Origin of the sequence: Streptomyces sp. NPDC094448 (assembly GCF_044763775.1) — a bacterium.
In the GTDB taxonomy this organism is placed as follows: Bacteria; Actinomycetota; Actinomycetes; order Streptomycetales; family Streptomycetaceae; genus Streptomyces.
The window spans coordinates 188763-211909 of the sequence record NZ_JBIWGU010000005.1 but is presented as its reverse complement, the minus strand read 5'-3'; the positions used below and the strand labels follow the sequence as shown (position 1 = coordinate 211909).

28 protein-coding genes are annotated in these 23147 nt (G+C 71.1%); 13 read left to right on the top strand and 15 right to left on the bottom strand.

The genetic code is table 11. From position 1 onward, the window contains the following. Window positions 1-103 precede the first annotated feature (103 nt). Complete coding sequence (locus ACIQ9E_RS11940; protein WP_366256071.1) at window positions 104-298, bottom strand: hypothetical protein; 195 nt, start codon at window positions 296-298, stop codon at window positions 104-106. A 573-nt stretch (window positions 299-871) separates the two neighbouring features. Between ACIQ9E_RS11940 and ACIQ9E_RS11935 the strand changes: the two genes are divergently transcribed. Together ACIQ9E_RS11935 and ACIQ9E_RS11930 are read left to right on the top strand one after the other, a co-directional pair. Further along, entirely contained in the window at window positions 872-2905 is a 2034-nt protein-coding gene (locus ACIQ9E_RS11935) for a HelD family protein (RefSeq protein ID WP_403706228.1), read from the top strand. A 221-nt stretch (window positions 2906-3126) separates the two neighbouring features. Further along, on the top strand, window positions 3127-3966 hold the full coding sequence (locus tag ACIQ9E_RS11930; protein ID WP_403705752.1) for a calcium-binding protein: 840 nt from the start codon (window positions 3127-3129) through the stop codon (window positions 3964-3966). Window positions 3967-4268: 302 nt separating this feature from the next. On the opposite strand, the gene ACIQ9E_RS11925 is transcribed toward ACIQ9E_RS11930, so the two are convergent. After that, entirely contained in the window at window positions 4269-4967 is a 699-nt protein-coding gene (locus ACIQ9E_RS11925) for a copper homeostasis protein CutC (protein ID WP_403705749.1), read from the bottom strand. A gap of 294 nt (window positions 4968-5261) precedes the next feature. On the opposite strand from ACIQ9E_RS11925, the gene ACIQ9E_RS11920 reads away from it, so the two are divergent. Next, window positions 5262-7538, top strand: coding sequence for a heavy metal translocating P-type ATPase (locus tag ACIQ9E_RS11920; protein ID WP_403705746.1), 2277 nt, complete (start codon window positions 5262-5264; stop codon window positions 7536-7538). Window positions 7539-7635: 97 nt separating this feature from the next. On the opposite strand, the gene ACIQ9E_RS11915 is transcribed toward ACIQ9E_RS11920, so the two are convergent. After that, window positions 7636-7953 carry a DUF6479 family protein gene (locus ACIQ9E_RS11915; RefSeq protein ID WP_403705743.1) on the bottom strand — a complete coding sequence of 106 codons (318 nt, stop codon included), beginning with the start codon at window positions 7951-7953 and terminating at the stop codon, window positions 7636-7638. Window positions 7954-8197: 244 nt separating this feature from the next. Beyond that, window positions 8198-8872, bottom strand: a complete 675-nt coding sequence (locus ACIQ9E_RS11910) for a maleylpyruvate isomerase family mycothiol-dependent enzyme (RefSeq protein ID WP_403705740.1) — start codon at window positions 8870-8872, stop codon at window positions 8198-8200. A 68-nt stretch (window positions 8873-8940) separates the two neighbouring features. Between ACIQ9E_RS11910 and ACIQ9E_RS11905 the strand changes: the two genes are divergently transcribed. From ACIQ9E_RS11905 to ACIQ9E_RS11895, 3 genes are all read left to right on the top strand, one after another. Beyond that, window positions 8941-9639: a hypothetical protein gene (locus ACIQ9E_RS11905; protein WP_403705737.1), complete on the top strand. Its 699-nt coding sequence runs from the start codon at window positions 8941-8943 to the stop codon at window positions 9637-9639. 251 nt (window positions 9640-9890) lie between these two features. Then, on the top strand, window positions 9891-11120 hold the full coding sequence (locus tag ACIQ9E_RS11900) for a Cmx/CmrA family chloramphenicol efflux MFS transporter (protein WP_403705735.1): 1230 nt from the start codon (window positions 9891-9893) through the stop codon (window positions 11118-11120). Window positions 11121-11285: 165 nt separating this feature from the next. Next, window positions 11286-11888, top strand: a complete 603-nt coding sequence (locus ACIQ9E_RS11895; protein WP_403705732.1) for a Uma2 family endonuclease — start codon at window positions 11286-11288, stop codon at window positions 11886-11888. On the opposite strand, the gene ACIQ9E_RS11890 is transcribed toward ACIQ9E_RS11895, so the two are convergent. Both ACIQ9E_RS11890 and ACIQ9E_RS11885 read right to left on the bottom strand, forming a co-directional pair. Next, entirely contained in the window at window positions 11871-12164 is a 294-nt protein-coding gene (locus tag ACIQ9E_RS11890; protein WP_403705729.1) for a DUF4031 domain-containing protein, read from the bottom strand. The genes ACIQ9E_RS11895 and ACIQ9E_RS11890 overlap by 18 nt on opposite strands. Beyond that, entirely contained in the window at window positions 12164-12613 is a 450-nt protein-coding gene (locus ACIQ9E_RS11885) for a hypothetical protein (protein ID WP_403705726.1), read from the bottom strand. The genes ACIQ9E_RS11890 and ACIQ9E_RS11885 overlap by 1 nt, the downstream gene beginning before the upstream one ends. Window positions 12614-12831: 218 nt before the next feature. On the opposite strand from ACIQ9E_RS11885, the gene ACIQ9E_RS11880 reads away from it, so the two are divergent. From ACIQ9E_RS11880 to ACIQ9E_RS11865, 4 genes are all read left to right on the top strand, one after another. Continuing rightward, window positions 12832-13770 (top strand): MurR/RpiR family transcriptional regulator, encoded by a 939-nt coding sequence (locus ACIQ9E_RS11880; protein WP_403705723.1) that lies wholly within the window; start codon window positions 12832-12834, stop codon window positions 13768-13770. Between the two features lie 8 nt (window positions 13771-13778). Beyond that, window positions 13779-14720: an N-acetylmuramic acid 6-phosphate etherase gene (gene murQ, locus ACIQ9E_RS11875; RefSeq protein ID WP_403705720.1), complete on the top strand. Its 942-nt coding sequence runs from the start codon at window positions 13779-13781 to the stop codon at window positions 14718-14720. Between the two features lie 209 nt (window positions 14721-14929). Then, entirely contained in the window at window positions 14930-15577 is a 648-nt protein-coding gene (locus ACIQ9E_RS11870) for a DUF6000 family protein (RefSeq protein WP_403705717.1), read from the top strand. A gap of 94 nt (window positions 15578-15671) precedes the next feature. Then, window positions 15672-15830, top strand: a complete 159-nt coding sequence (locus ACIQ9E_RS11865) for a hypothetical protein (RefSeq protein ID WP_403705714.1) — start codon at window positions 15672-15674, stop codon at window positions 15828-15830. A gap of 96 nt (window positions 15831-15926) precedes the next feature. Here ACIQ9E_RS11865 and ACIQ9E_RS11860 read toward each other — a convergent pair whose 3' ends face one another. The 8 genes from ACIQ9E_RS11860 to ACIQ9E_RS11825 form a co-directional block, all read right to left on the bottom strand. Next, window positions 15927-16352 carry a hypothetical protein gene (locus tag ACIQ9E_RS11860; RefSeq protein WP_403706226.1) on the bottom strand — a complete coding sequence of 142 codons (426 nt, stop codon included), beginning with the start codon at window positions 16350-16352 and terminating at the stop codon, window positions 15927-15929. A gap of 54 nt (window positions 16353-16406) precedes the next feature. After that, window positions 16407-16847, bottom strand: coding sequence for a hypothetical protein (locus ACIQ9E_RS11855; RefSeq protein ID WP_403705711.1), 441 nt, complete (start codon window positions 16845-16847; stop codon window positions 16407-16409). 89 nt (window positions 16848-16936) lie between these two features. Continuing rightward, entirely contained in the window at window positions 16937-17785 is an 849-nt protein-coding gene (locus ACIQ9E_RS11850; RefSeq protein ID WP_403705708.1) for a helix-turn-helix domain-containing protein, read from the bottom strand. Between the two features lie 11 nt (window positions 17786-17796). Next, window positions 17797-18309 (bottom strand): DUF6879 family protein, encoded by a 513-nt coding sequence (locus ACIQ9E_RS11845; RefSeq protein ID WP_403705706.1) that lies wholly within the window; start codon window positions 18307-18309, stop codon window positions 17797-17799. Further along, window positions 18290-18553, bottom strand: a complete 264-nt coding sequence (locus ACIQ9E_RS11840; protein WP_403705703.1) for a hypothetical protein — start codon at window positions 18551-18553, stop codon at window positions 18290-18292. The genes ACIQ9E_RS11845 and ACIQ9E_RS11840 overlap by 20 nt, the downstream gene beginning before the upstream one ends. A 125-nt stretch (window positions 18554-18678) precedes the next feature. Next, complete coding sequence (locus ACIQ9E_RS11835) at window positions 18679-19422, bottom strand: hypothetical protein (RefSeq protein WP_403705699.1); 744 nt, start codon at window positions 19420-19422, stop codon at window positions 18679-18681. A gap of 239 nt (window positions 19423-19661) precedes the next feature. Then, entirely contained in the window at window positions 19662-19955 is a 294-nt protein-coding gene (locus ACIQ9E_RS11830; RefSeq protein WP_403705696.1) for a DUF397 domain-containing protein, read from the bottom strand. Then, entirely contained in the window at window positions 19931-20779 is an 849-nt protein-coding gene (locus ACIQ9E_RS11825) for a helix-turn-helix domain-containing protein (protein ID WP_403705693.1), read from the bottom strand. Before ACIQ9E_RS11825 ends, ACIQ9E_RS11830 begins: the two co-directional genes overlap by 25 nt. 179 nt (window positions 20780-20958) lie before the next feature. Here ACIQ9E_RS11825 and ACIQ9E_RS11820 point away from each other — a divergent pair, with 179 nt between their 5' ends. The 3 genes from ACIQ9E_RS11820 (at window position 20959) to ACIQ9E_RS11810 (ending at window position 21827) form a co-directional block, all read left to right on the top strand. Next, window positions 20959-21216 carry a hypothetical protein gene (locus ACIQ9E_RS11820; protein ID WP_403705690.1) on the top strand — a complete coding sequence of 86 codons (258 nt, stop codon included), beginning with the start codon at window positions 20959-20961 and terminating at the stop codon, window positions 21214-21216. Continuing rightward, complete coding sequence (locus ACIQ9E_RS11815; protein ID WP_403705687.1) at window positions 21213-21464, top strand: hypothetical protein; 252 nt, start codon at window positions 21213-21215, stop codon at window positions 21462-21464. The genes ACIQ9E_RS11820 and ACIQ9E_RS11815 overlap by 4 nt, the downstream gene beginning before the upstream one ends. A gap of 165 nt (window positions 21465-21629) precedes the next feature. Next, entirely contained in the window at window positions 21630-21827 is a 198-nt protein-coding gene (locus tag ACIQ9E_RS11810) for a hypothetical protein (RefSeq protein ID WP_403705684.1), read from the top strand. 3 nt (window positions 21828-21830) lie between these two features. On the opposite strand, the gene ACIQ9E_RS11805 is transcribed toward ACIQ9E_RS11810, so the two are convergent. After that, entirely contained in the window at window positions 21831-22763 is a 933-nt protein-coding gene (locus ACIQ9E_RS11805) for an SIS domain-containing protein (RefSeq protein WP_403705681.1), read from the bottom strand. Between the last annotated feature and the right edge of the window lie 384 nt (window positions 22764-23147).

Genomic DNA, 23147 nt, shown 5'->3' with positions numbered 1-23147 from the left:
TGCCGGGTGTGGGAGGCGCCGGTGCGAGAGGTGCGGGACGGGTTCCGTGCGGCGTGTGCTGCGGTACGGCTCCGGGGGCTGCGGCTGCGGCTGCGGACGGGCGTCAGCGGCGGCGGACCCCGGCCGCCTCCGCGTCGTAGTCGCCCGTGACCGCGACGCTGAACAGCGCGGAGGCGAACACCTTCACCGCGTGGAACGCGCCGCCGGTGCGGTGCGCGGCATGCGCACCGGCCGTGGCGGACGCCTTGCCGCGGGGGCCGGGGAGCTGGACCGAGGGGGTGAGAGTCGTTGTCGTCATGTGTTCCATGATGTGGTTCCACCCCAGGTCAGCGCATCGGCCGCACGTTGGAACCCGGCCGGCTCCCGCCTACGACTCCAGGCATAAGGGGCCCCTCGGAAGGACAGCACCTGCGGAGGAGAACCAGCTCCCCCGCGTCATACTTCAGTCGATCCCCCTCCTCCTCCAGGAGGGCACCCGGCCCTGAGCCGCCCCTCGGGCCGCGGGCCCGGAGAAAGGGTTCGCCGTCCGCGGGGCCGCGCACTAGACTGCCGCGTCTGCCCGCCTCCGCCCCAGGAGCGCCGCCGCCCGGACGGAAACCGGCCGGTGTCCCGCGTACCCGGCCCGACCAGGCGTCCTCCGCCCGTGACCCGGTGCCCGTACGCCCGTCTGCCCGTCCGTCCGCGGCCTTCCGCCGCGTCCGCCGCAGCCCTGTGGAGGCCTGTCGTGCCCGCGCCCGTCCCCCCTTCCGTACCGGACTCCGCACCCCTGACCGGGCCGGGTGCCGGATCGGGGTCCCCCGCTCCGGCCGGTGACGACGCCCTCGTCCGCGAGAAGGCCCATCTCGCCGCCTCGCGCTCGGCCCTGAGGACGATGCGCGCGGAGGTGGAGGCGCTCGACATCGCGGACGTGACGGCGAACTGGGTCAACAAGCAGGCGCTGGAGGCCCGTACCGAACAGCGGATCAGGGAGCTGGCGGATCTCGCGCACACCCCGCTCTTCTTCGGGCGGCTCGACTACGGCGGCGGTGCCCACGAGGGCCACCACTTCTACATCGGCCGCCGCCATGTGCACGATGCGGTGGGCGAGCCCATGGTCCTGGACTGGCGGGCGCCCGTGTCGCAGCCCTTCTACCAGGCGTCCCGCACCGCCCCGCTCGGCGTCGACCTGCGGCGGCGCTTCGGTTACACGGGCGGTGAGCTGACCGCGTACGAGGACGAGCGGCTGACCGGCCCCACCGGTCCGGACGCGGCGCCGCGCACCAGCCGGCTGCTCCAGGAGGAGATCGAACGGCCGCGCGTGGGCCCGATGCGGGACATCGTCGCCACCATCCAGCCCGAGCAGGACGAGATCGTCCGCTCCGGTCTGGGCGGTACGGTCTGCGTCCAGGGCGGCCCCGGCACCGGGAAAACGGCGGTCGGTCTGCACCGGGTGGCGTATCTGCTGTACGCGCACCGCGAGCGGCTGGCCCGTACCGGCACCCTCGTCATCGGCCCCAACCGCTCCTTCCTCCACTACATCGAGCAGGTACTGCCCGCCCTCGGCGAACTGGAGGTGGCCCAGGCGACGGTGGCCGATCTGGTCGCCCACGTCGAGGTGCGTTCGGTGGACTCGCCGGCCGCGGCGCTGGTGAAGGGCGACGCCAGGATGGCCGAGGTGCTGCGGCGGGCGCTGCGCTCGTACGTCACCCCGCCCACCGGACCCGTGGTCGTCGAGCGCGGCTCGCGGCGCTGGCGGATCCCGGCGTACGAACTGGCCGGGATCGTCACCGAACTACAGGAGCGCGAGATCCGTTACGGGGCCGCGGGCGAGGCCCTGCCGCAGCGCATCGCGCATGCCGTCCTGGTCCGGATGGAGGAGGCGGGCGAGGCCCCCGACGACCGGGTGCAGGACGCGGTGGCCCGGCATCACGCGGTGAAGGCGGCGGTGAAGGCGGTCTGGCCGCGGGTCGATCCGGCGCGGCTGGTGCTGCGGCTGCTGTCCGAACCGGAGTTCCTCGCCACCCATGCCGAGGGGCTGCTCGGGGCGGAGGAGCAGCGGGCGATCGTCTGGGCGAAGCCCGCGCGGGGCGTGAAGTCCGCGAAATGGTCGGCCGCGGACGCCGTGCTCATCGACGAGGCGCAGGACCTGGTGCAGCGTACGCCCTCCCTCGGGCATGTCGTCCTGGACGAGGCGCAGGATCTGTCGCCGATGCAGTACCGGGCGGTGGGGCGGCGCTGTTCGACGGGGTCCGCGACGGTGCTGGGCGATCTGGCGCAGGGGACGACGCCCTGGGCGACGGCGGGCTGGCGGGAGGCGCTGGAGCATCTGGGGAAGCCCGATGCAGTGGTGGAGGAGCTGACGGCCGGTTTCCGGGTGCCGCGCGAGGTGATCTCGTACGCCTCCCGGCTGCTGCCCCATATGTCACCCGGGCTGAGGGAGGTGTCGTCGGTCCGTGAGGCGCCGGGGTCGCTGGAGGTGCACCGGGTTCCGGGCGGGGCGGAGGACGAGACGGGGGGCAGCGCGCAGGGTGCTGCGGAGGGCCCGTTGGACGCGGCGGTGGTCGGCGCCTGCCGTACCGCCCTGTTGTGGGAGGGGTCCATCGGCCTGATCGCCGCGGATGTACGGATCCCGGCGCTGGCCGCGGCGCTGACGGCGGGCGGACTGCCGTTCCTCGACCCCGGCCGCGAGACGACGGCCGAGTCCCGGCTCACGCTGGTGCCCGCGTCGCTGGCGAAGGGTCTGGAGTACGACTACGTGGTCCTCGACGAACCGGCGGCCGTCGTCGACGGCGAGCCGGACGAGCGGACCGGTCTGCGTCGGCTGTACGTGGTGCTGACCCGGGCGGTCTCCGGGCTGACCGTGGTGCACCGGCGGCCGCTGCCCCACCAGTTGACGGCGCCACTGCCCCGGCAAAGCACCCTCTGAGCTGCGCGGAAGCCCTGGCCGCCAACCCTCGGCAGAGCAGTGAAGCCAGCCCGTCGGCCATTGCCGTGTAAAACCTGTTCACAGAGCCCGAGTTGAATGCAACCATTTACATCACTCGGGGGTCCCTACTCTCGGAACACAGACTCGGGCTCCGTGGGGGAGCCGTGTGCGCCGACGCGCGCCCTCGGCCACCACGCCCTGGAATTGAAACTGGGGAACACATGCGCACACGTGCAACCATCGCCGCCGTCACCAGCGCACTGGCACTGGCCGGGCTCGTCACCCCGGCCGCCGTCGCCGACGACGCCCCGCGCCGGGACTCGTCCCGTCCGGTCCTGGAGAAGTTCCAGCAGTCCGAGAAGCCCGCCGCCCGCTCCTCGAAGGCGGTCGCCCCGGTCATCAGCAACGTGGTGGTCAACGGCGGCAAGCCGTTCGTCGTCGGCATCGCGGACAAGCCGATCCGCGCGGTCTTCAACGTGAAGTCCCCCGGCGGCATCGGTGACGCGTCCAGCGAGATCTGGCACGGCACCACCTACAACGAGAACACGCCCTACATCCCGATGGACGGCGTCAAGGGCTGCGTGGGCACCTGGGTCAACTGCACCGCCGACTTCCTGGTCATGCCCTCCATCGACCTGAGCAACGCCCGTGCGGGCAAGTGGAACATCGGCGTCACCGTGATCGACGCCGCAGGCGTGAGCTACGCGGTCAACGAGAAGGCCGGCAGCGTCACCATCCTGAGGGAGTCCCGTCTGACCACCGACGCCACGCCCGAGGGTGTGAAGAAGGGCAAGCCCCTGACGGTCAACGGCAGCCTGCGGATCGTCAACTGGAACGCCCAGAACTTCGGCGCCTACGCCAACCACACCGTGCACCTGGAGTTCATGAAGAAGGGCGCGAAGGCCTACAGCCGCGTCAAGACGCTGAAGACCGACAAGTCGGGCAACGTCAAGACGACGGTCACCGCCTCGGCCGACGGCTACTGGCGCTACGTCTACCCGGGTGTCGCCTCGGTGATCGCCCCGAAGACGTCCGTCGCGGACTTCATCGACGTCCGCTGACGCCAGTCGGCGCTCCGCCGCGTCGCGGCCGCTTTCCGGTGGTACGCCACCGGGAGGCGGCCGTTCGCACGCCCGCCGCCCGCCGCCCGCCGCCCGCCGCCACAACCTAAGGGCTGTCATCACCGGCCGGCCGGTCCCGCCGGTCCCACTGATCCCCCTGCGCGGGCGCCACACGACGACCGGCCCCACCGATCCCCCTGCGGGGCGACACTCGACGACCGGTCCGCCGGAGCCCCCTGCGCGGGCCGGCCGCGCAGGGGGCCGACCCGCAGCGGGCCGAGCCTGCCGGGGTCGGGGGCCGGTCAGGAGTCGACGGCCGTGCGCCACTCCCGTACCGCATCCGCACTGACCGGTCCCGTCCAGCCGTGCGGACGGGCCGCGCCGCCGATATGGAAGGCGTCGAGCCCCGCGGCGCGCAGCGCGGGCACATGGTCGAGGCGGAGACCGCCGCCGACCAGGAGGTGCTGTTCGTACCCCGGCTCGGTCCGGCGACCGGCCTCGGCGATCAGGGTGTCCAGCCCCGCGTCGACGCCCGCGGCGGAACCCGCGGTCAGATAGGTGTCAAGGCCGGGCAGGTCCGCGAGCTGCTTCCGCAGCGCGTCCCGGTCCGCCGCCCGGTCGATCGCCCGGTGGAAGGTCCACGAGCAGCCGGAGATCACGGCCAGCAGCCGCTCCACGGTCACCAGGTCCGGCCGGCCCTCGGCGTCGAGGAAACCGAGGACGAACTCGTCGGCCCCTTCTTCGCGCAGCCCGGCCGCGGCCGCGACCAGCGCCTCCACATCCGCCGGGGTACCGGCCGAGAATCCGTCGGCGTGCCGCAGCATCACCCGTAGCGGAATATCGACCGCGGCCCTGATGGCGGCGAACGTCTCCCGGGGCGGAGTCAGTCCGTCCGCCGCCATATCGGTGACCAGTTCGAGCCGGTCAGCTCCGCCGGACTGGGCTGCGACCGCGTCCGCGGCATCCAGAGCGATCACCTCCAGAAGCGCACGGTTGCTCATGTGACCCCAATCCTCCTGGTAATGGCGGTGACGGCTGGACCCCGAACAGGTCTAGTCCAATAGCTCAGCCTAGTCCGCGGCCCGGCGGGGCGCATCAGCGGGCGGATGAGAGAACGATGTGGGACGTACGGATCAGGACAGTCGGGCGCCAGGGTGCTGTCAGCGGGCGGTGAGGGCGCGGGCGGAGCCGCGATTCCGGGCCGCACCCCTTGCGTTTGATACCCAGGGGGGGTATACATAGAGCCAGAAGGGATACCCTGTAGGGGTATCAAGGTGTCGGACAGGGAGGAAGTCATGGCGCACACGGCCACCCACCCCCAAGAGGTGGAACTCGCGATCGGCGGCATGACCTGCGCCTCCTGCGCGGCGCGCATCGAGAAGAAGCTCAACCGCATGGACGGAGTCGAGGCGACCGTCAACTACGCCACCGAGAAGGCGAAGGTCACCTTCAGCGACGACATCTCGGTCCAGGACCTGATCGGCACGGTCGAGGCGACCGGCTACACCGCCGCCCCGCCCAAGCCGAAGCAGCAGTCCGCCCCCGCGTCCGACGGCGGCACGGGCGGCGGCGCGGGCGCCGAGGAGGAGGACGACCCGGAGCTGAAGACGCTGCGCGAGCGGCTGGTCACAGCCGTCGTCCTGGCCGTGCCGGTGATCGCGATGGCGATGATCCCGGCGCTCCAGTTCCAGTACTGGCAGTGGCTCTCGCTCACGCTCGCCGCCCCGGTCGTCGTCTACGCGGGCTGGCCCTTCCACCGGGCCGCCTGGAAGAACGCCCGCCACGGCGCCGCCACCATGGACACCCTGATCTCGGTCGGCACCATCGCCGCGTTCCTCTGGTCCCTCTACGCGCTCTTCTGGGGCCACGCCGGAATGCCGGGCATGACCCACCCCTTCGAGCTGACCATCGAACGCGGCGACGGCTCCTCCAATATCTATCTGGAGGCCGCGGCCGGAGTCACCGCGTTCATCCTCGCCGGGCGCTACTTCGAGGCCCGTTCCAAGCGCAAGGCAGGCGCCGCGCTGCGGGCCCTGATGGAGCTGGGCGCCAAGGAGGTCACCGTCCTGCGGGACGGCGAGGAGGTCCGCGTACCCACCGCGGAGCTGAAGGTCGGCGACCGCTTCCTGGTCCGCCCCGGCGAGAAGATCGCCACCGACGGAATCGTGGTCGAGGGTTCGTCCGCCGTGGACGCGTCCATGCTGACCGGCGAGTCCGTGCCCGTCGAGGTCGCTCCCGGCGACGGTGTCACCGGGGCCACTCTCAACGCCGGCGGCCGGCTGGTCGTCGAGGCGACCCGGATCGGCTCCGACACCCAGCTCGCCCGGATGGCCAAGCTCGTCGAGGACGCGCAGACCGGCAAGGCGGCGGCCCAGCGGCTCGCCGACCGGATCTCCGGGGTGTTCGTGCCGATCGTGATCCTGCTGGCCATCGGCACCCTGATCACCTGGCTGGCGCTGGGCGAGGGCTGGACGGCGGCGTTCACCGCGGCCGTAGCCGTACTGATCATCGCCTGCCCCTGCGCCCTGGGCCTGGCCACACCGACCGCCCTGATGGTCGGTACGGGCCGCGGCGCCCAGCTCGGCATCCTGATCAAGGGGCCCGAGGTCCTGGAGACCACCCGCAAGGTCGACACCGTCGTCCTGGACAAGACCGGAACCGTCACCACCGGCAAGATGACGCTGCTCGCCGTGCACACCGCGGACTCGACGGACGAGGACGAGGTGCTGAGGCTGGCCGGTGCGCTGGAGAACGCCTCCGAGCACCCGATCGCCCAGGCCGTCGCCACCGGCGCGGTCCAGCAGGTCGGCGCCCTCCCGGCGCTGGAGGACTTCGCCAATATCCCCGGGCTCGGCGTCCAGGGCATCGTCGAGGGACACGCGGTGCTCGTGGGCCGCGAGAAGCTGCTGGCCGAATGGGAGATCCGGCTCCCCGACGAGCTGAAGCGGGCGAAGGACACCGCGGAGGCGTCCGGCCGGACGGCCATCGCGGTCGCCTGGGACGGCGAGGCGAGGGCGGTGCTGGAGGTCGCCGACGCGGTGAAGGAGACCAGCGCCGAGGCCATCACCAAGCTGCGGGCCCTGGGGCTCACCCCGATCCTGCTGACCGGTGACAACGAGGCCGTCGCGAAGGCGGTGGCGGCGGAGGTCGGCATCGACGAGGTCATCGCGGAGGTCATGCCCGAGGACAAGGTCGACGTGGTCAAGCGGCTCCAGGCCGAGGGCCGGAGCGTGGCCATGGTCGGCGACGGGGTCAACGACGCCGCCGCGCTGGCCCAGGCCGATCTGGGCCTGGCGATGGGCACGGGCACGGACGCGGCCATCGAGGCCAGTGACCTGACCCTGGTCCGCGGCGATCTGCGGGCGGCGGCCGACGCGATCCGGCTGGCCCGCCGGACGCTGGGCACGATCCGGTCCAACCTCTTCTGGGCCTTCGCCTACAACGTGGCGGCGCTGCCGCTGGCCGCGCTGGGGCTGCTGAGCCCGATGATCGCGGGCGCGGCGATGGCGTTCTCGTCGGTCTTCGTGGTCGGCAACAGCCTGCGGCTGAGGCGTTTCAAGGCCGCGGCCTGACGGGGCCGCCGAGAGGGAAGGTGGTACGGGAGGGGCCCCGGGCGCATGAAGCGTCCGGGGCCCCTCCCGTACCGGCGCCGGCTGTCCGGGGCGGGGCTCAGCCGCCGAGACCGCCGCTGCCGAAGGATCCGCTGTGGGTGTTCCGCCCGTGCTGGGGCCGGTCCTCCCGCCCCTTGCCCGTGCTGTGGCTGCTGTGGGTCCGCAGGTTGTACGGGAGCAGCCGGCCGCCGTCGTGGGGGAAGGAGTCGGGCCCGTCCTCCTCGCGGATTTCTTCCACGTGCTCTCGGTGCTCGGGCTGCTTCGGCTGCTCGTCGGGGCGCGGTGGAACGAGTGCCGCCCGGCGCCGCCCGTCCCACCACATCGCGGCGCAGAGCATGCCGACGAGTACGAGTCCGAGGATGATCAAACCGGCCATGGGGGCCTCCGTAGGACGTGACGCCCGGTCCGGGTCCGGGGTGTCTGTCTCGCCTTCCAGTGTCACCCCACCGGGGAATTCCGCGCTTCGGGAACTGTATCGGCACAGGTCAGAGGGGTTGCGGCGCAGAATCGGGACGGCCGGAACAACGGAATCGCGGGATCGCGGGATCGCGGGATCGCGGGACGGCAGAGTGTCGCGGAGTCGCGGAGTCGCGGAGTCGCGGAGTCACAAGGTCACGGGATCAGGTGAAGAACGCCAGGTCCGCTTCCTCGGCGCCGGTCAGCTCGTACCGCTCCCCAGCCGTCGAACGCCCGGTGACCAGCCTGATCAGCGTCGCCGCCGGACCGGTGTAGACGCTGATCGGACCGGTCACGGGGCTGTCCGCGCCGAGAACCAGCGGTCCGTCGTGCCCGTCCAGCTCCGCCAGCAGCGGCTCCGTCCGCCGAACCCTGCTGTACGCGGCGAGCAGCGCGAGCGCGTGGGGCAGCCCGTCGCCCTCGTACGCCCCGGGCTCGCCGAGGGCCTCCCGCAGGTCCCCGGCGTGCACCCACTCGCCGAAGGCGATCGCGTCGAGCCGGCCGTGCCCGGCGGCCGCGATCACGGGCCCGGCATCGGTGAGCCCGCGCTCCAGGTCGTCCACGAGTTCCTGGGGGGAGCGGTCGGCGAGGGCGGCGATATCGCGTTCGTTGCACTCGGGCGAGAAGACGTCCTTCTCGTAACGGCTCTCCACGACGCGGTTCAGCACGGCGGCGCAGTGCGCGACGATATGGCGCACGGTCCAGCCGGGACAGCAGGTGGACAGCGCGAAATCGGCCTCGGGCCGGGCCCGGAGGAGCGGGACCAGCGTGTCCCGTTCGGTACGGAGGAGAAGGCCGGGCAGCTCGGGATCGCGTACGGAATCGGTGTCGTTGACCATGCTCCCAGCCAAGCGCACGGGGCGGGTGAGGGCCAGGGGGCGGTCAGGGGCCGGTTTACAGTCGGCGCATGAGCGTTGCGGACGACTCCGACTCCCTTTACGGCCCTGATGCGCCGGGCGGACTGCGGGCCCGGTGGGTGCGGGCGCTGACGGGGGCGGGCCGCAGCACGGCCGCCCCGCCCGGCGCCCCCACGGCCCCGGACCCGCTCCCGTACGCCGAGAATCTGCTCGCCCGCTGGTCGGAGCCGCAGCGGCGGTACCACACCACCGACCATCTGACCGCCGTACTCGACCGGGTCGACCTGCTCGCGGACCGGGCCGACGACCCCGATCTGGTCCGGCTCGCGGCCTGGTTCCACGATGCGGTCTACCGTCCGGACCGCTCCGAGAACGAGGAGCGTTCGGCCGCTCTGGCGGAGCGGGCCCTGCCGGAAGCCGGTCTGAGCGCGGCGGCCACCGCCGAGGTCGCCCGGCTGGTGCGGCTGACCGTCACCCACGCGCCCGAACCCGGCGACGCCAACGGTGCGGTGCTGTGCGACGCGGATCTGGCGATCCTGGCGTCGCCCCCGGAGGCGTACCGCCGCTACGCGCGGGCGGTGCGCGAGGAGTACGCCTTCGTCCCCGACGACGCCTTCCGGCAGGGCCGGGCCGCGGTGCTGCGCCAGTTGCTGGCGCTGCCGAGGCTGTTCCACACCCCGTACGGCGCACGGGAATGGGAGGGTCCGGCCCGGGTGAACATGGCGGCGGAGCTGGCGGAGCTGGGCTGAGGGCGTTCCCCGGCAGGAACCTCTCGGGGCCCACCGCCCATGCGGCCACCGGCGGGCCGGAGCGCCGGTGGCGCGGGGGCTCTGACATGAGCCGAGGTTGCAGCTGTGTGTCGGATCGCCGTGATGGCCGGGTACCGGGAATGCGCTCCGCCGGCGGACGGGTTGCCCCTGTCATGCCCGACTCCGCTCCCATAACGAACCCTGCCCCCGCACCTGCCCCCACCCCCGCACCTGCCTCGTCCCGCCCCCGGATGCCGCTCGCGGTCTATATCCTCGGGCTCTCGGTCTTCGCCCTCGGCACCAGCGAGTTCATGCTCTCCGGTCTGCTGCCGCCCATCGCCGACGATATGGGTGTGTCGATCCCCCAGGCCGGCCTGCTGATTTCCGCCTTCGCGGTCGGCATGGTGGTGGGCGCGCCACTGCTCGCGGTCGCCACCCTCAAGCTCCCCCGCAAGGCCACCCTGACCGCCCTGATCTCCGTCTTCGGCCTGGGCCAGGTGGCGGGCGCGCTCGCCCCGACGTACGAGATCCTCTTCGCCTCCCGGGTGGTCAGCGCCCTCGCCTGCGCCGGTTTCTGGGCGCTCGGCGCGGCCGTGGCGGTCGCGATGGTTCCGGTGAACTCCCGGGCCCGCGCGATGGCCGTGATGATCGGCGGGCTGTCGATCGCCAATGTGCTGGGGGTTCCGGCGGGTGCCTTCCTCGGTGAGCACTTCGGCTGGCGTGCGGCCTTCTGGGCGGTGGCCGCGGCCTCGGCGGTGGCCCTGGCCGGGGTACTGACCCGGATCCCGAGCATTCCGCTGCCTGCCGAGAAGCCGCAGCTCAAGCGGGAGCTGACGATCTACCGCGACCGTCAGGTGTGGCTTGCGGTGGTCTCCACGGCGCTCGCGGGCGGCGGTGTCTTCTGCGCGTTCTCGTATCTCGCCCCGCTGCTGACGGATGTCGCCGGTATCGGCGAGGGCTGGGTGTCGACGGTCCTCGCGCTCTTCGGCATCGGCGCACTGATCGGTACGACGCTGGGCGGCCGGATCGCGGACGCGCACATGTTCGGCGTACTGCTCAGCGGTATCGCGGCCTCCACGGTGTTCCTGGCGGCCCTCGCGGTCTTCGCGACCGTGCCCGCGATGGTGATCACGCTGGCGTTCCTGCTGGGCGTCTCCGCCTTCTACACCGCCCCGGCGCTGAACGCCCGGATCTTCAACGTCGCCGGAGCGGCCCCGACCCTGGCGGCGGCCACCGTGACCGCCGCGTTCAACCTGGGCAACACCGCGGGCCCCTGGCTGGGCGGAAAGGTCATCGACGCGGACTTCGGCTACCAGTCCACCGCCTGGGCGGGTGCGGCGATGCTGGTCGTGGCGCTGGCCGTGGTCGCGGTCTCGATGCGGGCGCAGGGGCGGTCGAAGGTGGTGACGGGTTCGGCGGCGACCATGCATACGGACGAGGACCCGCGGGTACCGTCCCGGGCGGGTGCGGAACGGGCCTGACGCCCGGCGCGGTTCCGGCGGGTGCGTTATGGCCCGGACGACGCGCCCGCCGCCGGCCTTGCCCTGGTCCGTTCACCCGATCGTGGGATGCTGGCACAAGTGGACGACGACCGCCGCGCCACCTACCTACGCTCGCCGCGTTAGGCCATGGGGAAGGGAGTCGCGATGACAGCCGCGATGGCCGAGAGGGTCCAGATGTCGCATGACGAGCCGTGGGACGCGCTTCTGGAGACATGGCGAGGGCTGGACGTGCCCGAGGGGTGGCACGCGGAAATCAGCGAAGGACAGATCCACGTGGTTCCACCACCTCATGCACAGCACAACCGGATCACGGCCAAGCTGCAGCGGGCCCTGCTGACCGTCCTCCCCGACGAGTGGGAGGTCTTCCAGACCCTCGGTATCCAGATCGTGGCCTCCGAGAAGCTCTACATTCCGGATTTGGTCGTCATCCCCGACGACGTAGTCGCTGCCGTCCCGGCGAACGTGAGCACGCCGATCGACGCGGGCGAGGCCCTGCTCGTCGTCGAGGTCACCTCTCCGTTCAACGCGGCCGACGACCGGGGGAAGAAGCGGGGAGCGTATGCCCAGGCCGGGATCCCCGTTTACCTGCTGGTCGACCGCTTCGACCCGCACGGCCCCACCTCGACGCTGTACACCGACCCGCTGAACGGCGCCTACCGGCTGGCCCGCCGGGTTCCCTTTGGGGAGCAGCTCCAGTTGCCCGAGCCCTTCGACCTCAAGATCGACACCTCAGCGTTCCCGATCTGAGTCACCCTTCCGCCCGCCGCCGTTCTTCCTGCGGCGCAGGCCCGCCGCCAGCAGTAGGCGGACGATCTCCCGGCTCCCGACCTCGACCGCGCCCGCAGCGACCGCGTCGGCGTAGCGGTGGGACGGGACGTCGTAGTGGTCCCGGTCGAAGGCGCGCGGCGGGCAGCCGATCCCCGCCGCGAACGCGTGCAGTTCCGCGTAGGAGACGTCGCTGATCAGATGCGACCACTTCCGGCCGTGGCCCGGCCAGTTCGGCGGGTCGATATAGACGGTCATCAGGCGCCCGGCGCCCCGGTCCCGCCCCAGAGTCCACCGCTCGCGCCACCACCCGTACCCTCGTCGGATTCGGGGTCAGCGGTGGGGGCTCCGCCGCCCAGCGCGCCCACCCGGGCCACCACCACCCCCGCTTTGCCGCAGACCCAGTGCGGATCCGTGCCCAGTTCGGGTTCGACGTCGAGGGAGTGCGGATCACCGGCGTCGCAGACGGGGCAGAGCGGCCAGCGGCCGTGCCGTTCCAGCAGGGCGTCCTGGACGTCCTGGGCGACGAGCCCGGTGACGTACGCGACGCCTTCCGGCCACTGCTCCACCCACCAGCGGCGGTGCGTGACGGACTCCTCGACGAGGGAGACCACCCCCGCGTCGGCCACGTCGCGGGCCGCGAGATCGGCGAGGATCAGGGCGCGGGCGGTGTGGAGGGCCTGCTCCAGCGGGTCGGCGTCGTCCATGACAACCATTGTCCCGCATCGCCCATGGGCCCCTGGAGGCCGGCGGAACCTCCGGGGTCCCTCGCGTACCTGTGCACCTACCGGTCGAACATCGGTTCACTCTTCGTCCATACGCCCGCGAGCTGCTGTTTCCTTGCCCGCGCTATACCAACGGGATACCGACGGGATACCGGCCTGGGTCTTGACCGGCCCCATGATGTGAAAATAGCTTTCATACCATGGGTAACCAAGTGAAGGAAATTTTCAACAAGGGGGCTGCCGCCAGCGACACACCGCCCGCCCCCGCTGCCCTCGCCGCGAAGGTGCGCACGCTCGCCCCGTCCATGACCCGTTCGATGCAGCGGGTCGCCGAAGCCGTCGCCGACGACCCGGCGGGCTGTGCCGCGCTCACGGTCACCGGCCTCGCCAACCGCACCGGCACGAGTGAGGCGACCGTCGTCCGCACTGCCCGGCTCCTCGGCTACCCCGGATACCGCGATCTGCGGCTCGCCCTCGCGGGCCTCGCGGCCCACCAGCAGTCCGGCCGCGCGCCCAGCGTCACCGCCGATATCGCCGTCGACGACCCGATCGCGGACGTCGTCTCCAAACTGGCCCACGACGAACAGCAGACCCTCGCGGACACCGCCGCCGGGCTCGATATCTCGCAGCTCTCCGCGGCCGTCGCCGCCGCCGCGACCGCCCGCCGGATCGACATCTACGGGGTCGGGGCCTCGTCCCTGGTCGGTATGGACCTGGCGCAGAAGCTGCTGCGGATCGGGCTCATCGCCCACGCCCATGCCGATCCCCATCTCGCCGTGACCAACGCGGTACAGCTCCGGCCGGGCGATATGGCCGTCGCCATCACGCACTCGGGCTCCACCGGCGACGTCATCGAACCGCTCCGTACCGCCTTCGAACGCGGTGCGACCACCGCTGCCATCACCGGCCGCGCCGACGGGCCGGTTACGCAGTACGCCGACCACGTCCTCACGACGTCGACCGTGCGGGAGAGCGAGCTGCGGCCCGCCGCGATGTCGTCCCGTACCGGGCAGCTCCTCGTCGTGGACTGCCTGTTCATCGGCGTGGCGCAGCGGACGTACGAGACCGCGGCGCCCGCGCTCGCCGCCTCCTACGAGGCCCTCGCCCACCGGCACACCCCCCGGACCCCCCACAGATGAGGACCCCCATGACGCCCGGCTCCCCCGCGTACCGCGAACTCCGCGAGCAGTTGGCGACCCTGACGACCGAGGCGTTCCGGCCGGATCTCGCGGAAATCGACCGGCTGCCGACGGTCGAGATCGCCCGGCTGATGAACGCCGAGGACCGGACCGTGCCGGAAGCCGTCGCCGGGCAGCTCTCCGCGATCGCGTCCGCCGTCGACGCGGCGGCGGAGCGGATGGCCCGCGGCGGCCGGCTGATCTACGCGGGAGCGGGCACGGCGGGCCGGATGGGCACCATGGACGCCAGCGAGTGCCCGCCGACGTTCAACACCGATCCGTCGCGGGTCGTGGGCCTGATCGCGGGCGGTCCCGCCGCCTTCGTCACCGCCGTGGAGGGCGCGGAGGACCGCAAAGATCTGGCGGCGAAGGACCTGGAGGACATCGCGCTGGGCCCCGAGGACACGGTGGTCGGGATCTCCGCCTCCGGCCGTACGCCCTACGCGGTCGGCGCGGTGGAGTACGCCCGCGGCCTCGGCGCCCTGACGATCGGCCTGTCCTGCAACGCGGACAGCCCCCTCGCGGCGGCGGCCGACCACGGCATCGAGGTGGTCGTCGGCCCCGAGCTGCTGAGCGGCTCGACCCGGCTGAAGGCGGGCACCGCGCAGAAGCTGGTCCTGAACATGATCTCGACGATCACGATGATCCGTCTGGGCAAGACGTACGGGAACCTGATGGTCGACCTGCGGGCGTCCAACGACAAGCTGCGGGCGCGCTCACGGCGGATCGTCTCGTACGCGACGGGAGCGCCCGACGAGGCGGTCGAGGCCGCCTTGGAGGCGACGGGCGGCGAGGTGAAGCCCGCGATCCTGACCCTGCTCGCAGACGTGGACGCGAAGACGGCGGCGCGGCTGCTGGAGGAGTCGGGGGGGCATTTGCGGGAGGCGCTGGGGGCGGCGGGCGGCGCCTGAGCACGGGCCCGCCGACGGTACGGGGGCGGTGGCGGGCCGCCCCGGCGGCGACTCGCACCGGCCGCCCGCGCGGCAGGCCGGGGCCGGCGGTCGGTACGGACATCCGGCACCCCGCCCGGACATCGTCCCCGCCGACGAGTCGAACGCCTCAGTCTCCGGAACGGCCGGACCGCTGGTCGGACAGCCGCGTCGGCGGGCAGGATGCCGCCATGCACCACGCCCACGACGAATCCGAGCTGCTCAAGCTGATCCGCCGCTACGTCGCGCCCGGCCAGCGGTACCTCAAACTCGGTGGCAGCCTGCTCGGCATGAGCGACCGCGACCGCGCCACGTTCACGCGGAAGCTGGGCCGGGCCGCCGGCGAGATCAGCTCCCGTGAACTGGACGTCCTGCTCGGCGGAGGATGGCGCGAACGCAAGACGGCGGCCTGGTTCATAGCCGTCAGCGGCAGGACCGAGTTCCGCGAGCGCCTCGGCGAACTTCTGCTCGCCAGCGAGGGCCCCTACGCGGGGCAGGCCTACTGTGTCGCTCTCGCCACCTTCGGCACTTCCGCCGACTCCGCCCTCTTGGCCGCTTATCTCGACCGCTACCTGCGCCGCCCCGATCTCTTCTACGACCAGCAAGCCGCTCTCGGCGCACTCCTGTTGCTCGACAGCCGGCTCGGTGCAGGCCACGCGGACCGGTTCCTCACCCCGGACGGCCTCTGGCAGCAGTGGGTCGACGGACCGCCCGGCAAGGACCGCGACTCCCCCGACGTCTACGCCGGGTTCATCGCCCGGCTCTGCGCGGTCGCCGATGAGAGCGCCGGACACGTCAGGGCGCGGAGGTGGCGACGCCCCACTCTTGGATCAGGCTGACACCTGATCGAAGGCAGCCGCCGGAGGCGGCCAGGGCAGTTCGGTCACCTCGGGTCTGAGTACCGGCTCCGGCAGCCCCCGGCCGTCCGGCGGCGTGGCGGGAGGGGGCCGCGGCGCCAAGGGCAGCGACGGCGGCACGGGCGGTGAGCAGGGCGAGGACCCGGTCCAGCAGCCCAGCCAGGCCGGGGACTCGGGCGGCACCGCGGAGACCGGCCGGAGCGGGACGGGCGGCATAGTCGTCATCGCCTGGTAGCCGCCGCCTGCCGGTGACAATGTCCGGACCCTCGCCGCCCCGGCTCTCCCCTATTGCCTGCGGCGTGGCCTCGGGCCCAAGAAGCACCCGTCTACTTCAGAACCGGTATGTCGCGGGACGCATCGCCACCTGATCGACCGCCATTCCGGAGACGGTAAGGTCGCCGGTCCACAAGCCGTACCTATTGCAGTACGCATCGGCAAACCTGACCCGGTGCCCACCTTGTTCGAGCCGCCAGCCCTGGTCCTCGCAGTGCGCGATCCGGCCGCTGCCGCAGACGAACGCCCGCGTTGCCTGAACCAGGATCCAGCGGCCCAGTTTGTCGCGTGAAGCGTCGACAGCGTTCATGTCCTCCGCCATCTGCCAGAGGAGACGCCATCCGACTCCAGGTGTCAGCGGCCCCACCACTCCGATGTCCCCGAGCCGTCGGTCATCCAGATGGTGAGTGGCGTAGCCGAACACCACCCCGAACATATGGAAGACCGTGACCCGACCGCTTCCGACCAGTCCACCACTATCCATGGTCGTCACAGGACTCCGTGTCGTGGAGTCCCTTGCCCCGGAGGCGGTCCGGGCTCAGCAGCAAGGTCCGTCGCCGCAGCAGGCAGGAGGATTGCACTCCGCTGCAGTACCCCAGAGTGGTTCGTCCACCGCGAATCCAGCGGCCCGGATCCGCTCGGTGACAGTGGCCATCAGATACTGCGTCCGCACCTTCGAGTTCGGAGCGTGGTGAACAAAGAAACCGAACCGCGAGACGCACCACTCCGCGTACTCCTGGGTGTGAAGCATGAAGGTGTGCCAGCCGGGATCCACGAGTCGGCTCGGTGCCAAGTCGTACGCCCGCTCGTTGCCGACGACGTACACAAACGAAAGGGCTTGGTCCATCACTCTGTCGGCCACCAGACGTTCCATGCTGTACTCGTCGGAGCAGAACTCGGCCAGCTGGTGAAACAGTTCCGGACTGATCAGATCTCGGCCATGCCGTAAGACGGCGGTGCTCTCGACCACGGTCGTCACGATCGCCTCCCATCGGGGTTCCTGATGAGATTCACGCTAGGGATGCCGGTGTCCGAGGCTCCAGCGGCTTGCACCTGATTGCGCGGCAATTACCCGAGCGTGTTCCGCGCCGCTGAGATCAGACGGCGGGCTGCTGCACCGTAGACAGCCGCAGACGCCAGTTCCGAAAATCTGGCCGCGTACACGGCGACCTCACCGGACCGGGTGAGCGTGAGATAGCCGGACACCAGCTCCACGTTGACCTGCGCAGCGTCGTAGATCCAGAACCCCTCGACCGGCATACAAGGACGGTCCGCCCTCATGGGCACGACGCCCAAGCTGACCTGTGGCAGGTTCCCGACCTCCAGCAGCCGGTCCAGTTGTGCGGCCATGACACCAGGACCACCCATCCCGTTCCGCAGCACCGACTCCTCCACGAGGAAAGCGAAAGTGCGGCCCCGCTCGTGCAGGATCCGCTGACGGTCCATGCGAACCTGCACGGCACCGTCCACATCGTCGATCGGGACCCTCCGCCGTTGCACGGCACGTAGTACTTCGGTCGTGTAGGCCCGAGTCTGAATCACTCCGGGTACGAGCCACGAGGAGTACGAGCGGAAGCGCCGGGTGCGCTCGAAGAGCGGGAGCACGGACTCCTGGGCCCGGCGCAGCCCCGTGCGCTCCATCCGGCGCCACTCGATGAACATGCCCTCCACGGCATGCAGGGACTCCACGAGATCACTCGCCTGGTCCTCCGCACCCGTGGCGGCACACCACGCCCGGATGTCATCGACCGACGGTAAGGTACGGGCGTTCTCGATGCGTGACGCCTTCGAGGGATGCCAGCCGCAGGCACGGGCGAGCTGCTGCCCTGTGAGCCGCGCATCCCTCCGCAGCTCCCCGAGCCGATCCCCGAGAACTTTCCGGGCAGCCTGAACGCTGGATGATCCCGAACCGGACATCGCCTAAACGATCACTCCGGCTTGTACTCCCCGTGCGGAGTGGCGTGCTCCCAGACGGTGGCGAATGCCGATCTGCACAGACTCACGACCGACGGGTCAGTGGTGATCTCCTTGTCGGTGGGCTCGCCCCGCCCGTTGAAGTGGTTGAAGATCACCGTGGAGTCGTCGAACAACCAGAAGTCGTTGCCAGGAAGGGCCATGGCGGAAGCCGCACGCCGCGGCAACCAGCGCACCTGTTCACCGGCTGACACATTGGCGAAGGTCAAATCATGCTCATAGCGGATGTAATCGGAGACCGGCTCCGAGACGACCCGCACACGGCGCAGAACCACACCCCGCCCCACGACTTCCGTCACAATCTCATGCCACGGCCACCACCACTCCGGGAGTGTCTCCGGTGTGTAGCGCGTCCCGTCGAGCCACTTCAGGAACTCCGCGTCGTCGGGAGTGTAGGAGTCCCGCATCTCCAGATGCACGGCCGAGTGCTGAGCCCGGGCAAGCAACTCACGTACCGGGTACTTCACGGCTGTCGCCTTCCGGACGGGGAATGTACTTGAGCATCACCTGCGGCAGTCTGACGATCGCCTCGTGATCCGGTACATGAGTGGAATGGCCGGGCACCGAACCGACCGACTGGCAGGCTTCGACCTCGCTGTCCGTGGCCTTGTAGGACTGGATGAGCAGGTCCCCTGTCTCCTCATCCACCCAGATCGTGGGCGAGTCGTCCGTAGGGGTGTTGGGGATGATTCCGAGAAAACGAAGCTTCATGTCCTCTCCCCGCGAGTCAGGGCGGTGCTCTACCTGTCACAGGGTGGCGGTTGCCTCCGTTCACGTCCACCGCGCACGGTGGGGCGCTCGGTGCGCAGCCCGGCTCGTGGTGACCGTTCCGTGGCCTAGCCGAAGGGGACGGCGTCCTTCGGGGAAGTGTGCCAGTTGGTGACGATCGGCTTGTCGACCCGGATCGGGCCGGTCTCCAGCTCGGCCGGGTCGGAGTCGCCCTGCTCCGGGGCGACGATGATGGAGTTCAGTTCCTTGTAGTAGTCCGTGTTGGTGGTCTTCGGGTTCACCCCGGCGTACGCGGTCTTGTTCCCGCTGAGCGTGATCGGCTTGCCGACCGCGTGCTCCGCGGGGCTCGCCTCGGTGCCGTCGGAGCCGAACGCCACGACCGGGTACTTCTCCGGCAGGACGCAGGTGATGCCCGGCTTCGCCTTCGCCATGATCAGGATGTAGCCGCCGGCCTGGGTCTCGGCGCGGGTGCTCCAGGAGATGTCGTTGGCGCCGCAGCTCTGCTGGACCGGCACCCGTACCCCGTCGCCCCGGTCGGCGCCGGAGCCGTCCGGGCCCTTGCCCTGGCCCGAGGCGCCGCCCTTGTCGCCCCCGCTGCCGGTGCCCTTGTCGGCGACCTGGCCCCCGGAGGAGCCCTTGCCCGAACCCTCCTCGGAACCCTTGGCGGGGTTCTCGGCCGTCGAGCCGTTCGGGGTTGCCCCGGCCGCGTTGCCCGCCGGAGCGGTAGCCGCCGCATCCTCCGCGGCACCGGTGCCCGCCGCCTTGTCCGAGTCCCCGCATGCCGTCATCAGCAGCGCGCCGCCGACGAGGGCCGCGGAGACGAGAAGAGCCTTACGACGGGTGCCGGACATGAAATCCCCCTGTTGGATGGGTGGCCGGGCCGGAGTTTTCCCGGCCGCTCGGTGCCTGCTCACTCACTATGAGGGGGCCTGAAGACGGGGGGATAGCGACGTCGCCGGGACCGGACGACGTTGTCATGGACCGGTGACATGGTCACGAAGTGTTGTGATGCGGCAACGGATGGAACGCCCGCATGCAGCCGAACGGGCCCGGCGGGAGATCCGCCGGGCCCGGACAGGCGTGCTGTGGGTCAGGAGGGGAGGTTGCCCCTCTTGACCGCCGTGACGAAGGCGGACCAGTCGCCGGCCGGGAAGACCAGGACCGGGCCGTCGGGGGTCTTGCTGTCACGGACCGGGACGACGGCGGGGAGGTTCGCGGCGATCTCGACGCAGGCGCCGCCGTCCTGGTTGCTGTAGCTGCTCTTGAACCAGTCGGGAGAGTTCAGGAAGGAGTCGGAGACCTCCAGGCACTGGCCGCCGTCCGGGTTGCTGTAGCTGCTCTTGCGCCAGGTGACGGCACTCAGGTCGATGACGGGACGTCGCATGGCACTTCCTCCAACATTCGCAGGATGAATGTCCGCGACTGGGCCGGGGACAGCGCCAAGTCGCGTACGGCATCGTATGCGACCTGAAGGCGGTCAACGGCTGTGCATTCTTCGATGAGTTCGCCCCGGTGAGCGTTCTCCGTGTAGGCCACGGACTGGCCGCCGGGAAGCCGCAGGAACATGACGTCGGTGCTGACGAGGCCGTGTCCGCCCGCGCTCTGGAGCAGCACTTGGAGGGTGACCCTCGGGTGGTCCGCCATGGCGAGGAGGTGTTCCAGCTGCGCCCGCCACTCGCGGGGATCGGCCAGGGGAGTACGGAGCACCGTCTCCGACAGGACCGTGCGGAAGTGCGGTATTCCGTCGCCCACCAGCAGCGCCCGTCGACCGGCTCGCGCCTCGACCTGCTGGGCTAATTCCACACCGCTCGCGCCGCCCGTCGACAGTACGGCGGTGGCATAGCCGTCGGTCTGGAGCAGGCCCGGCGGGACGCTCACCGCGAAGTGGCTGAGGCCCGTCGCCTCCGCCTCCAGCTTCATATACCTGCGGTACTGCTCCTTGAACTGCGTCGAGTCCCCCAGCGCCAGCTCCCACAGCGCCAGTAACCCACCCCGCATCCCGTAGTGCTGGTCCAGCGCCAGCGCGACCTCCGGGCCGCCGATCGTCTCGCCCCGCTCCATCTTGCCGAACAGGGACCAGTCCCAGCCCATCCGCTCGGCCAGCTTGCGCAGGCTCTCGCCCGACTCGACCCGTAGTGCGTGCAGTTCCTCGGCGAACCGCTGCCGTGGCGATTGGCTCCGGCCGGTTGTCGCTTTCCTCGGTGGCATGACGCCCCCTTCCAACCCTGTGGAAGTTGCCCCGGACGGTGTGGAAGGAGCATCCGTCTACGTTGTTCGCGCGCAAGGTCCGGGCCCAAGCTCGGTGACGCTCGGGATACGCACCGTAGCCCAACTCCCCTATGACATACAGGTAAACGGGGGAAATATCAGGATTGGAGCGACCACGGATGGCGAAGGACAAGGACCAGCAGCGCATCGCCGCGGCGGAGAAGGTCAGGCTGGCGGAGGAGGCGTGCGACACCCTCGGGGAGGCACTCGCGCGGGCCGGGGTGCGGCTGCCCTCGCTCGGGGTGGACCCCTGCGCCTACGCCGCCATCGACCCCATCCCGCTCGTCGAGCTGGGGCGCTGTATGCCCGATGTCGCGTTCGCCCTCGCGGCCGTCGTCGACCGGGGTGTCGAGCAGCGGCGCGCGGGCCAGGGATGAAGCAGGCGTCCGCCGCGCGCTTCCCCTGGCGGGAGGCGTGGCCCGGCCCCGCCCGTACCGACGACGGCAATGAATGGGTGACCGGCGCCTGTTGGCTCTACTGCCGCCGCGAGGGCGTCCGCGTCCTCTGGGTCGGCTCGGTTCACACGCCCGCCGCCACCGGCGATCTGTACGCCTGCGGGGACTGTGTCGCGGAGATCGCGAGTCTCGTCCGCAATCAGGTTGCCGCACGCGACGCACTCGTCTGAGCAGCAAAAAAGGGCAGACCCCCGCGACGCGCCAACGTCCGGGGGCATGGCCCGCCAACCGTCTCTCACCAAGGAGCCGACGAACGTGATGGACCCTACCCCGGGCGTCTTCGGGCGTTTGTGCGTTTCCCGGATGACGGCCGGATACCGCCGGGAGGTCCGCCCATGACACGGGAGGGACTGACCGAACTCCCGCCGCCCGCGCGGAACGCCATCTGCTGCGACTGCGGGCGGCCGACGTACGCCCCCGTGCCCGTCCGCCATATCGAGCGGGGCAGCGGCCCGGGGTACACGGTGTACGCGTGCCCCCGCTGCGCCCCGGACGTGGCGCCCGGACCGCTCCCCGGCGAAGTCTCCTCCTGACGCTCAGCCCAGGATCACGCTCCGCGTCAGGTTCCGCGGCCGGTCCGGGTCGTACCCCTTCGCCTCCGCCAGGGCTACCGCCAGGCGCTGCGCGCGGATCAGGTCGGCGAGCGGGTCGCAGGGGGCGTTGGCGACCACCGTGCCGCCGACGGCCGAGACGTCCGCCGCAAGGCCCTCGGGGAGCGGGCCGAAGGTCCAGGTGACGCGGCCGGGGGCGGTGATGGAGATGGGGCCGTGGCGGTACTCCATCGCCGGGTACGCCTCGGTCCACGCGCCCGCCGCCTCCCGCATCTTCAGCGCCGCCTCCAGGGCCAGCCCGTAGGTCCAGCCCCGGCCGAGGAACGTCCACTGCTCGGCGGCCACGACCGCCTCCGGCAGCGGTTCGGTCAGGGCCAGTTCGGCGTCGACCGCCGCGTCCGCGACGGGCTTCACGCCGAGTGCGGCGGGGAGTTCGCCGAGTCCGGCCCGGAGGAACGCCAGCGCGGTGGTCGCGAACCGGGTCTGGACCACGGACTCCTCGTCCGCCCAGTCGAGTACGGCGACGGTGTCGGCCGCCTCCATGACGGGCGTCTCCGGGTCGGCGGTGATCGCCAGGGTCGGGATCCGGCCCTTCAGCGCGGTCAGCAGCTCCAGCACCTCCGTCGTCGTACCGGAGCGGGTGATCGCGACGACACGGTCGTACGTCCGGCCCGCCGGGAACTCCGAGGAGGGGAAGGCGTCGGTCTCACCGAGGCCCGCGGCCTCGCGCAGGGCCGCGTAGGCGATGGCCATGAACCAGGACGTACCGCAGCCGGTGACCGCGACCCGCTCACCCGCCCGCGGCAGCCCGTCGAAGCCTTCGGCGGCCCCGGCGGCGCGGCGCCAGGATCCGGGCTGGGTCGCTATTTCGGCGGCGGTGCGGGAGGGGGCGGCGGGCGGCGGGGTCGTACGGGACATGCGTCGGGCTCCTTGCGCATAGATGACCACTCGGCACTCCGTGCATAGCAGCAGGTCGGGCCGGGCGGCAACGGTGTCGCGGGGTGTCCCCGCAGGTCGCCGAATTGGTCTGGACCGGTGGCCCGGACCGGTGACCCACCCGTAGCCGAAAGGAGACCCCGTGGCATAGACCTCTGCATGCTCTTGGTGAACAATCGCACGTCATTCCGGGCGAGTTCGAAGGGGGCCGTGAGGCTCCCGGGAACCGCGTGCCCCCCGGAACAGGAGACCGCGCGAAGCAGCGCGAGCGGCACCTCACCTCGGCCCGCGGCCGTACCCGCGCGGGCTCCGGCAACCAGATGGGGAACCCCCTGTGCGACAGCACCTCTTCCGAAACGGACGGCG

Bases quoted from the DNA above. Each gene is read 5' to 3' on its own strand.
- ACIQ9E_RS11835 (WP_403705699.1), bottom strand. From the start codon at position 19,422: ATGTCCGGCACCCGTCGTAAGGCTCTTCTCGTCTCCGCGGCCCTCGTC.
- ACIQ9E_RS11895 (WP_403705732.1), top strand. From the start codon at position 11,286: ATGACAGCCGCGATGGCCGAGAGGGTCCAGATGTCGCATGACGAGCCG.
- ACIQ9E_RS11915 (WP_403705743.1), bottom strand. From the start codon at position 7,953: ATGGCCGGTTTGATCATCCTCGGACTCGTACTCGTCGGCATGCTCTGC.
- ACIQ9E_RS11825 (WP_403705693.1), bottom strand. From the start codon at position 20,779: ATGCCACCGAGGAAAGCGACAACCGGCCGGAGCCAATCGCCACGGCAG.
- ACIQ9E_RS11925 (WP_403705749.1), bottom strand. From the start codon at position 4,967: ATGAGCAACCGTGCGCTTCTGGAGGTGATCGCTCTGGATGCCGCGGAC.
- ACIQ9E_RS11905 (WP_403705737.1), top strand. From the start codon at position 8,941: ATGAGCGTTGCGGACGACTCCGACTCCCTTTACGGCCCTGATGCGCCG.
- ACIQ9E_RS11890 (WP_403705729.1), bottom strand. From the start codon at position 12,164: ATGACCGTCTATATCGACCCGCCGAACTGGCCGGGCCACGGCCGGAAG.
- ACIQ9E_RS11900 (WP_403705735.1), top strand. From the start codon at position 9,891: ATGCCGCTCGCGGTCTATATCCTCGGGCTCTCGGTCTTCGCCCTCGGC.
- ACIQ9E_RS11805 (WP_403705681.1), bottom strand. From the start codon at position 22,763: ATGTCCCGTACGACCCCGCCGCCCGCCGCCCCCTCCCGCACCGCCGCC.
- ACIQ9E_RS11840 (WP_403705703.1), bottom strand. From the start codon at position 18,553: ATGAAGCTTCGTTTTCTCGGAATCATCCCCAACACCCCTACGGACGAC.
- ACIQ9E_RS11920 (WP_403705746.1), top strand. From the start codon at position 5,262: ATGGCGCACACGGCCACCCACCCCCAAGAGGTGGAACTCGCGATCGGC.
- ACIQ9E_RS11815 (WP_403705687.1), top strand. From the start codon at position 21,213: ATGAAGCAGGCGTCCGCCGCGCGCTTCCCCTGGCGGGAGGCGTGGCCC.
- ACIQ9E_RS11880 (WP_403705723.1), top strand. From the start codon at position 12,832: ATGGGTAACCAAGTGAAGGAAATTTTCAACAAGGGGGCTGCCGCCAGC.
- ACIQ9E_RS11860 (WP_403706226.1), bottom strand. From the start codon at position 16,352: ATGGATAGTGGTGGACTGGTCGGAAGCGGTCGGGTCACGGTCTTCCAT.
- ACIQ9E_RS11830 (WP_403705696.1), bottom strand. From the start codon at position 19,955: ATGCGACGTCCCGTCATCGACCTGAGTGCCGTCACCTGGCGCAAGAGC.
- ACIQ9E_RS11885 (WP_403705726.1), bottom strand. From the start codon at position 12,613: ATGGACGACGCCGACCCGCTGGAGCAGGCCCTCCACACCGCCCGCGCC.
- ACIQ9E_RS11930 (WP_403705752.1), top strand. From the start codon at position 3,127: ATGCGCACACGTGCAACCATCGCCGCCGTCACCAGCGCACTGGCACTG.
- ACIQ9E_RS11870 (WP_403705717.1), top strand. From the start codon at position 14,930: ATGCACCACGCCCACGACGAATCCGAGCTGCTCAAGCTGATCCGCCGC.
- ACIQ9E_RS11850 (WP_403705708.1), bottom strand. From the start codon at position 17,785: ATGTCCGGTTCGGGATCATCCAGCGTTCAGGCTGCCCGGAAAGTTCTC.
- ACIQ9E_RS11935 (WP_403706228.1), top strand. From the start codon at position 872: ATGCGCGCGGAGGTGGAGGCGCTCGACATCGCGGACGTGACGGCGAAC.
- ACIQ9E_RS11910 (WP_403705740.1), bottom strand. From the start codon at position 8,872: ATGGTCAACGACACCGATTCCGTACGCGATCCCGAGCTGCCCGGCCTT.
- ACIQ9E_RS11820 (WP_403705690.1), top strand. From the start codon at position 20,959: ATGGCGAAGGACAAGGACCAGCAGCGCATCGCCGCGGCGGAGAAGGTC.
- murQ (WP_403705720.1), top strand. From the start codon at position 13,779: ATGACGCCCGGCTCCCCCGCGTACCGCGAACTCCGCGAGCAGTTGGCG.
- ACIQ9E_RS11940 (WP_366256071.1), bottom strand. From the start codon at position 298: ATGACGACAACGACTCTCACCCCCTCGGTCCAGCTCCCCGGCCCCCGC.
- ACIQ9E_RS11810 (WP_403705684.1), top strand. From the start codon at position 21,630: ATGACACGGGAGGGACTGACCGAACTCCCGCCGCCCGCGCGGAACGCC.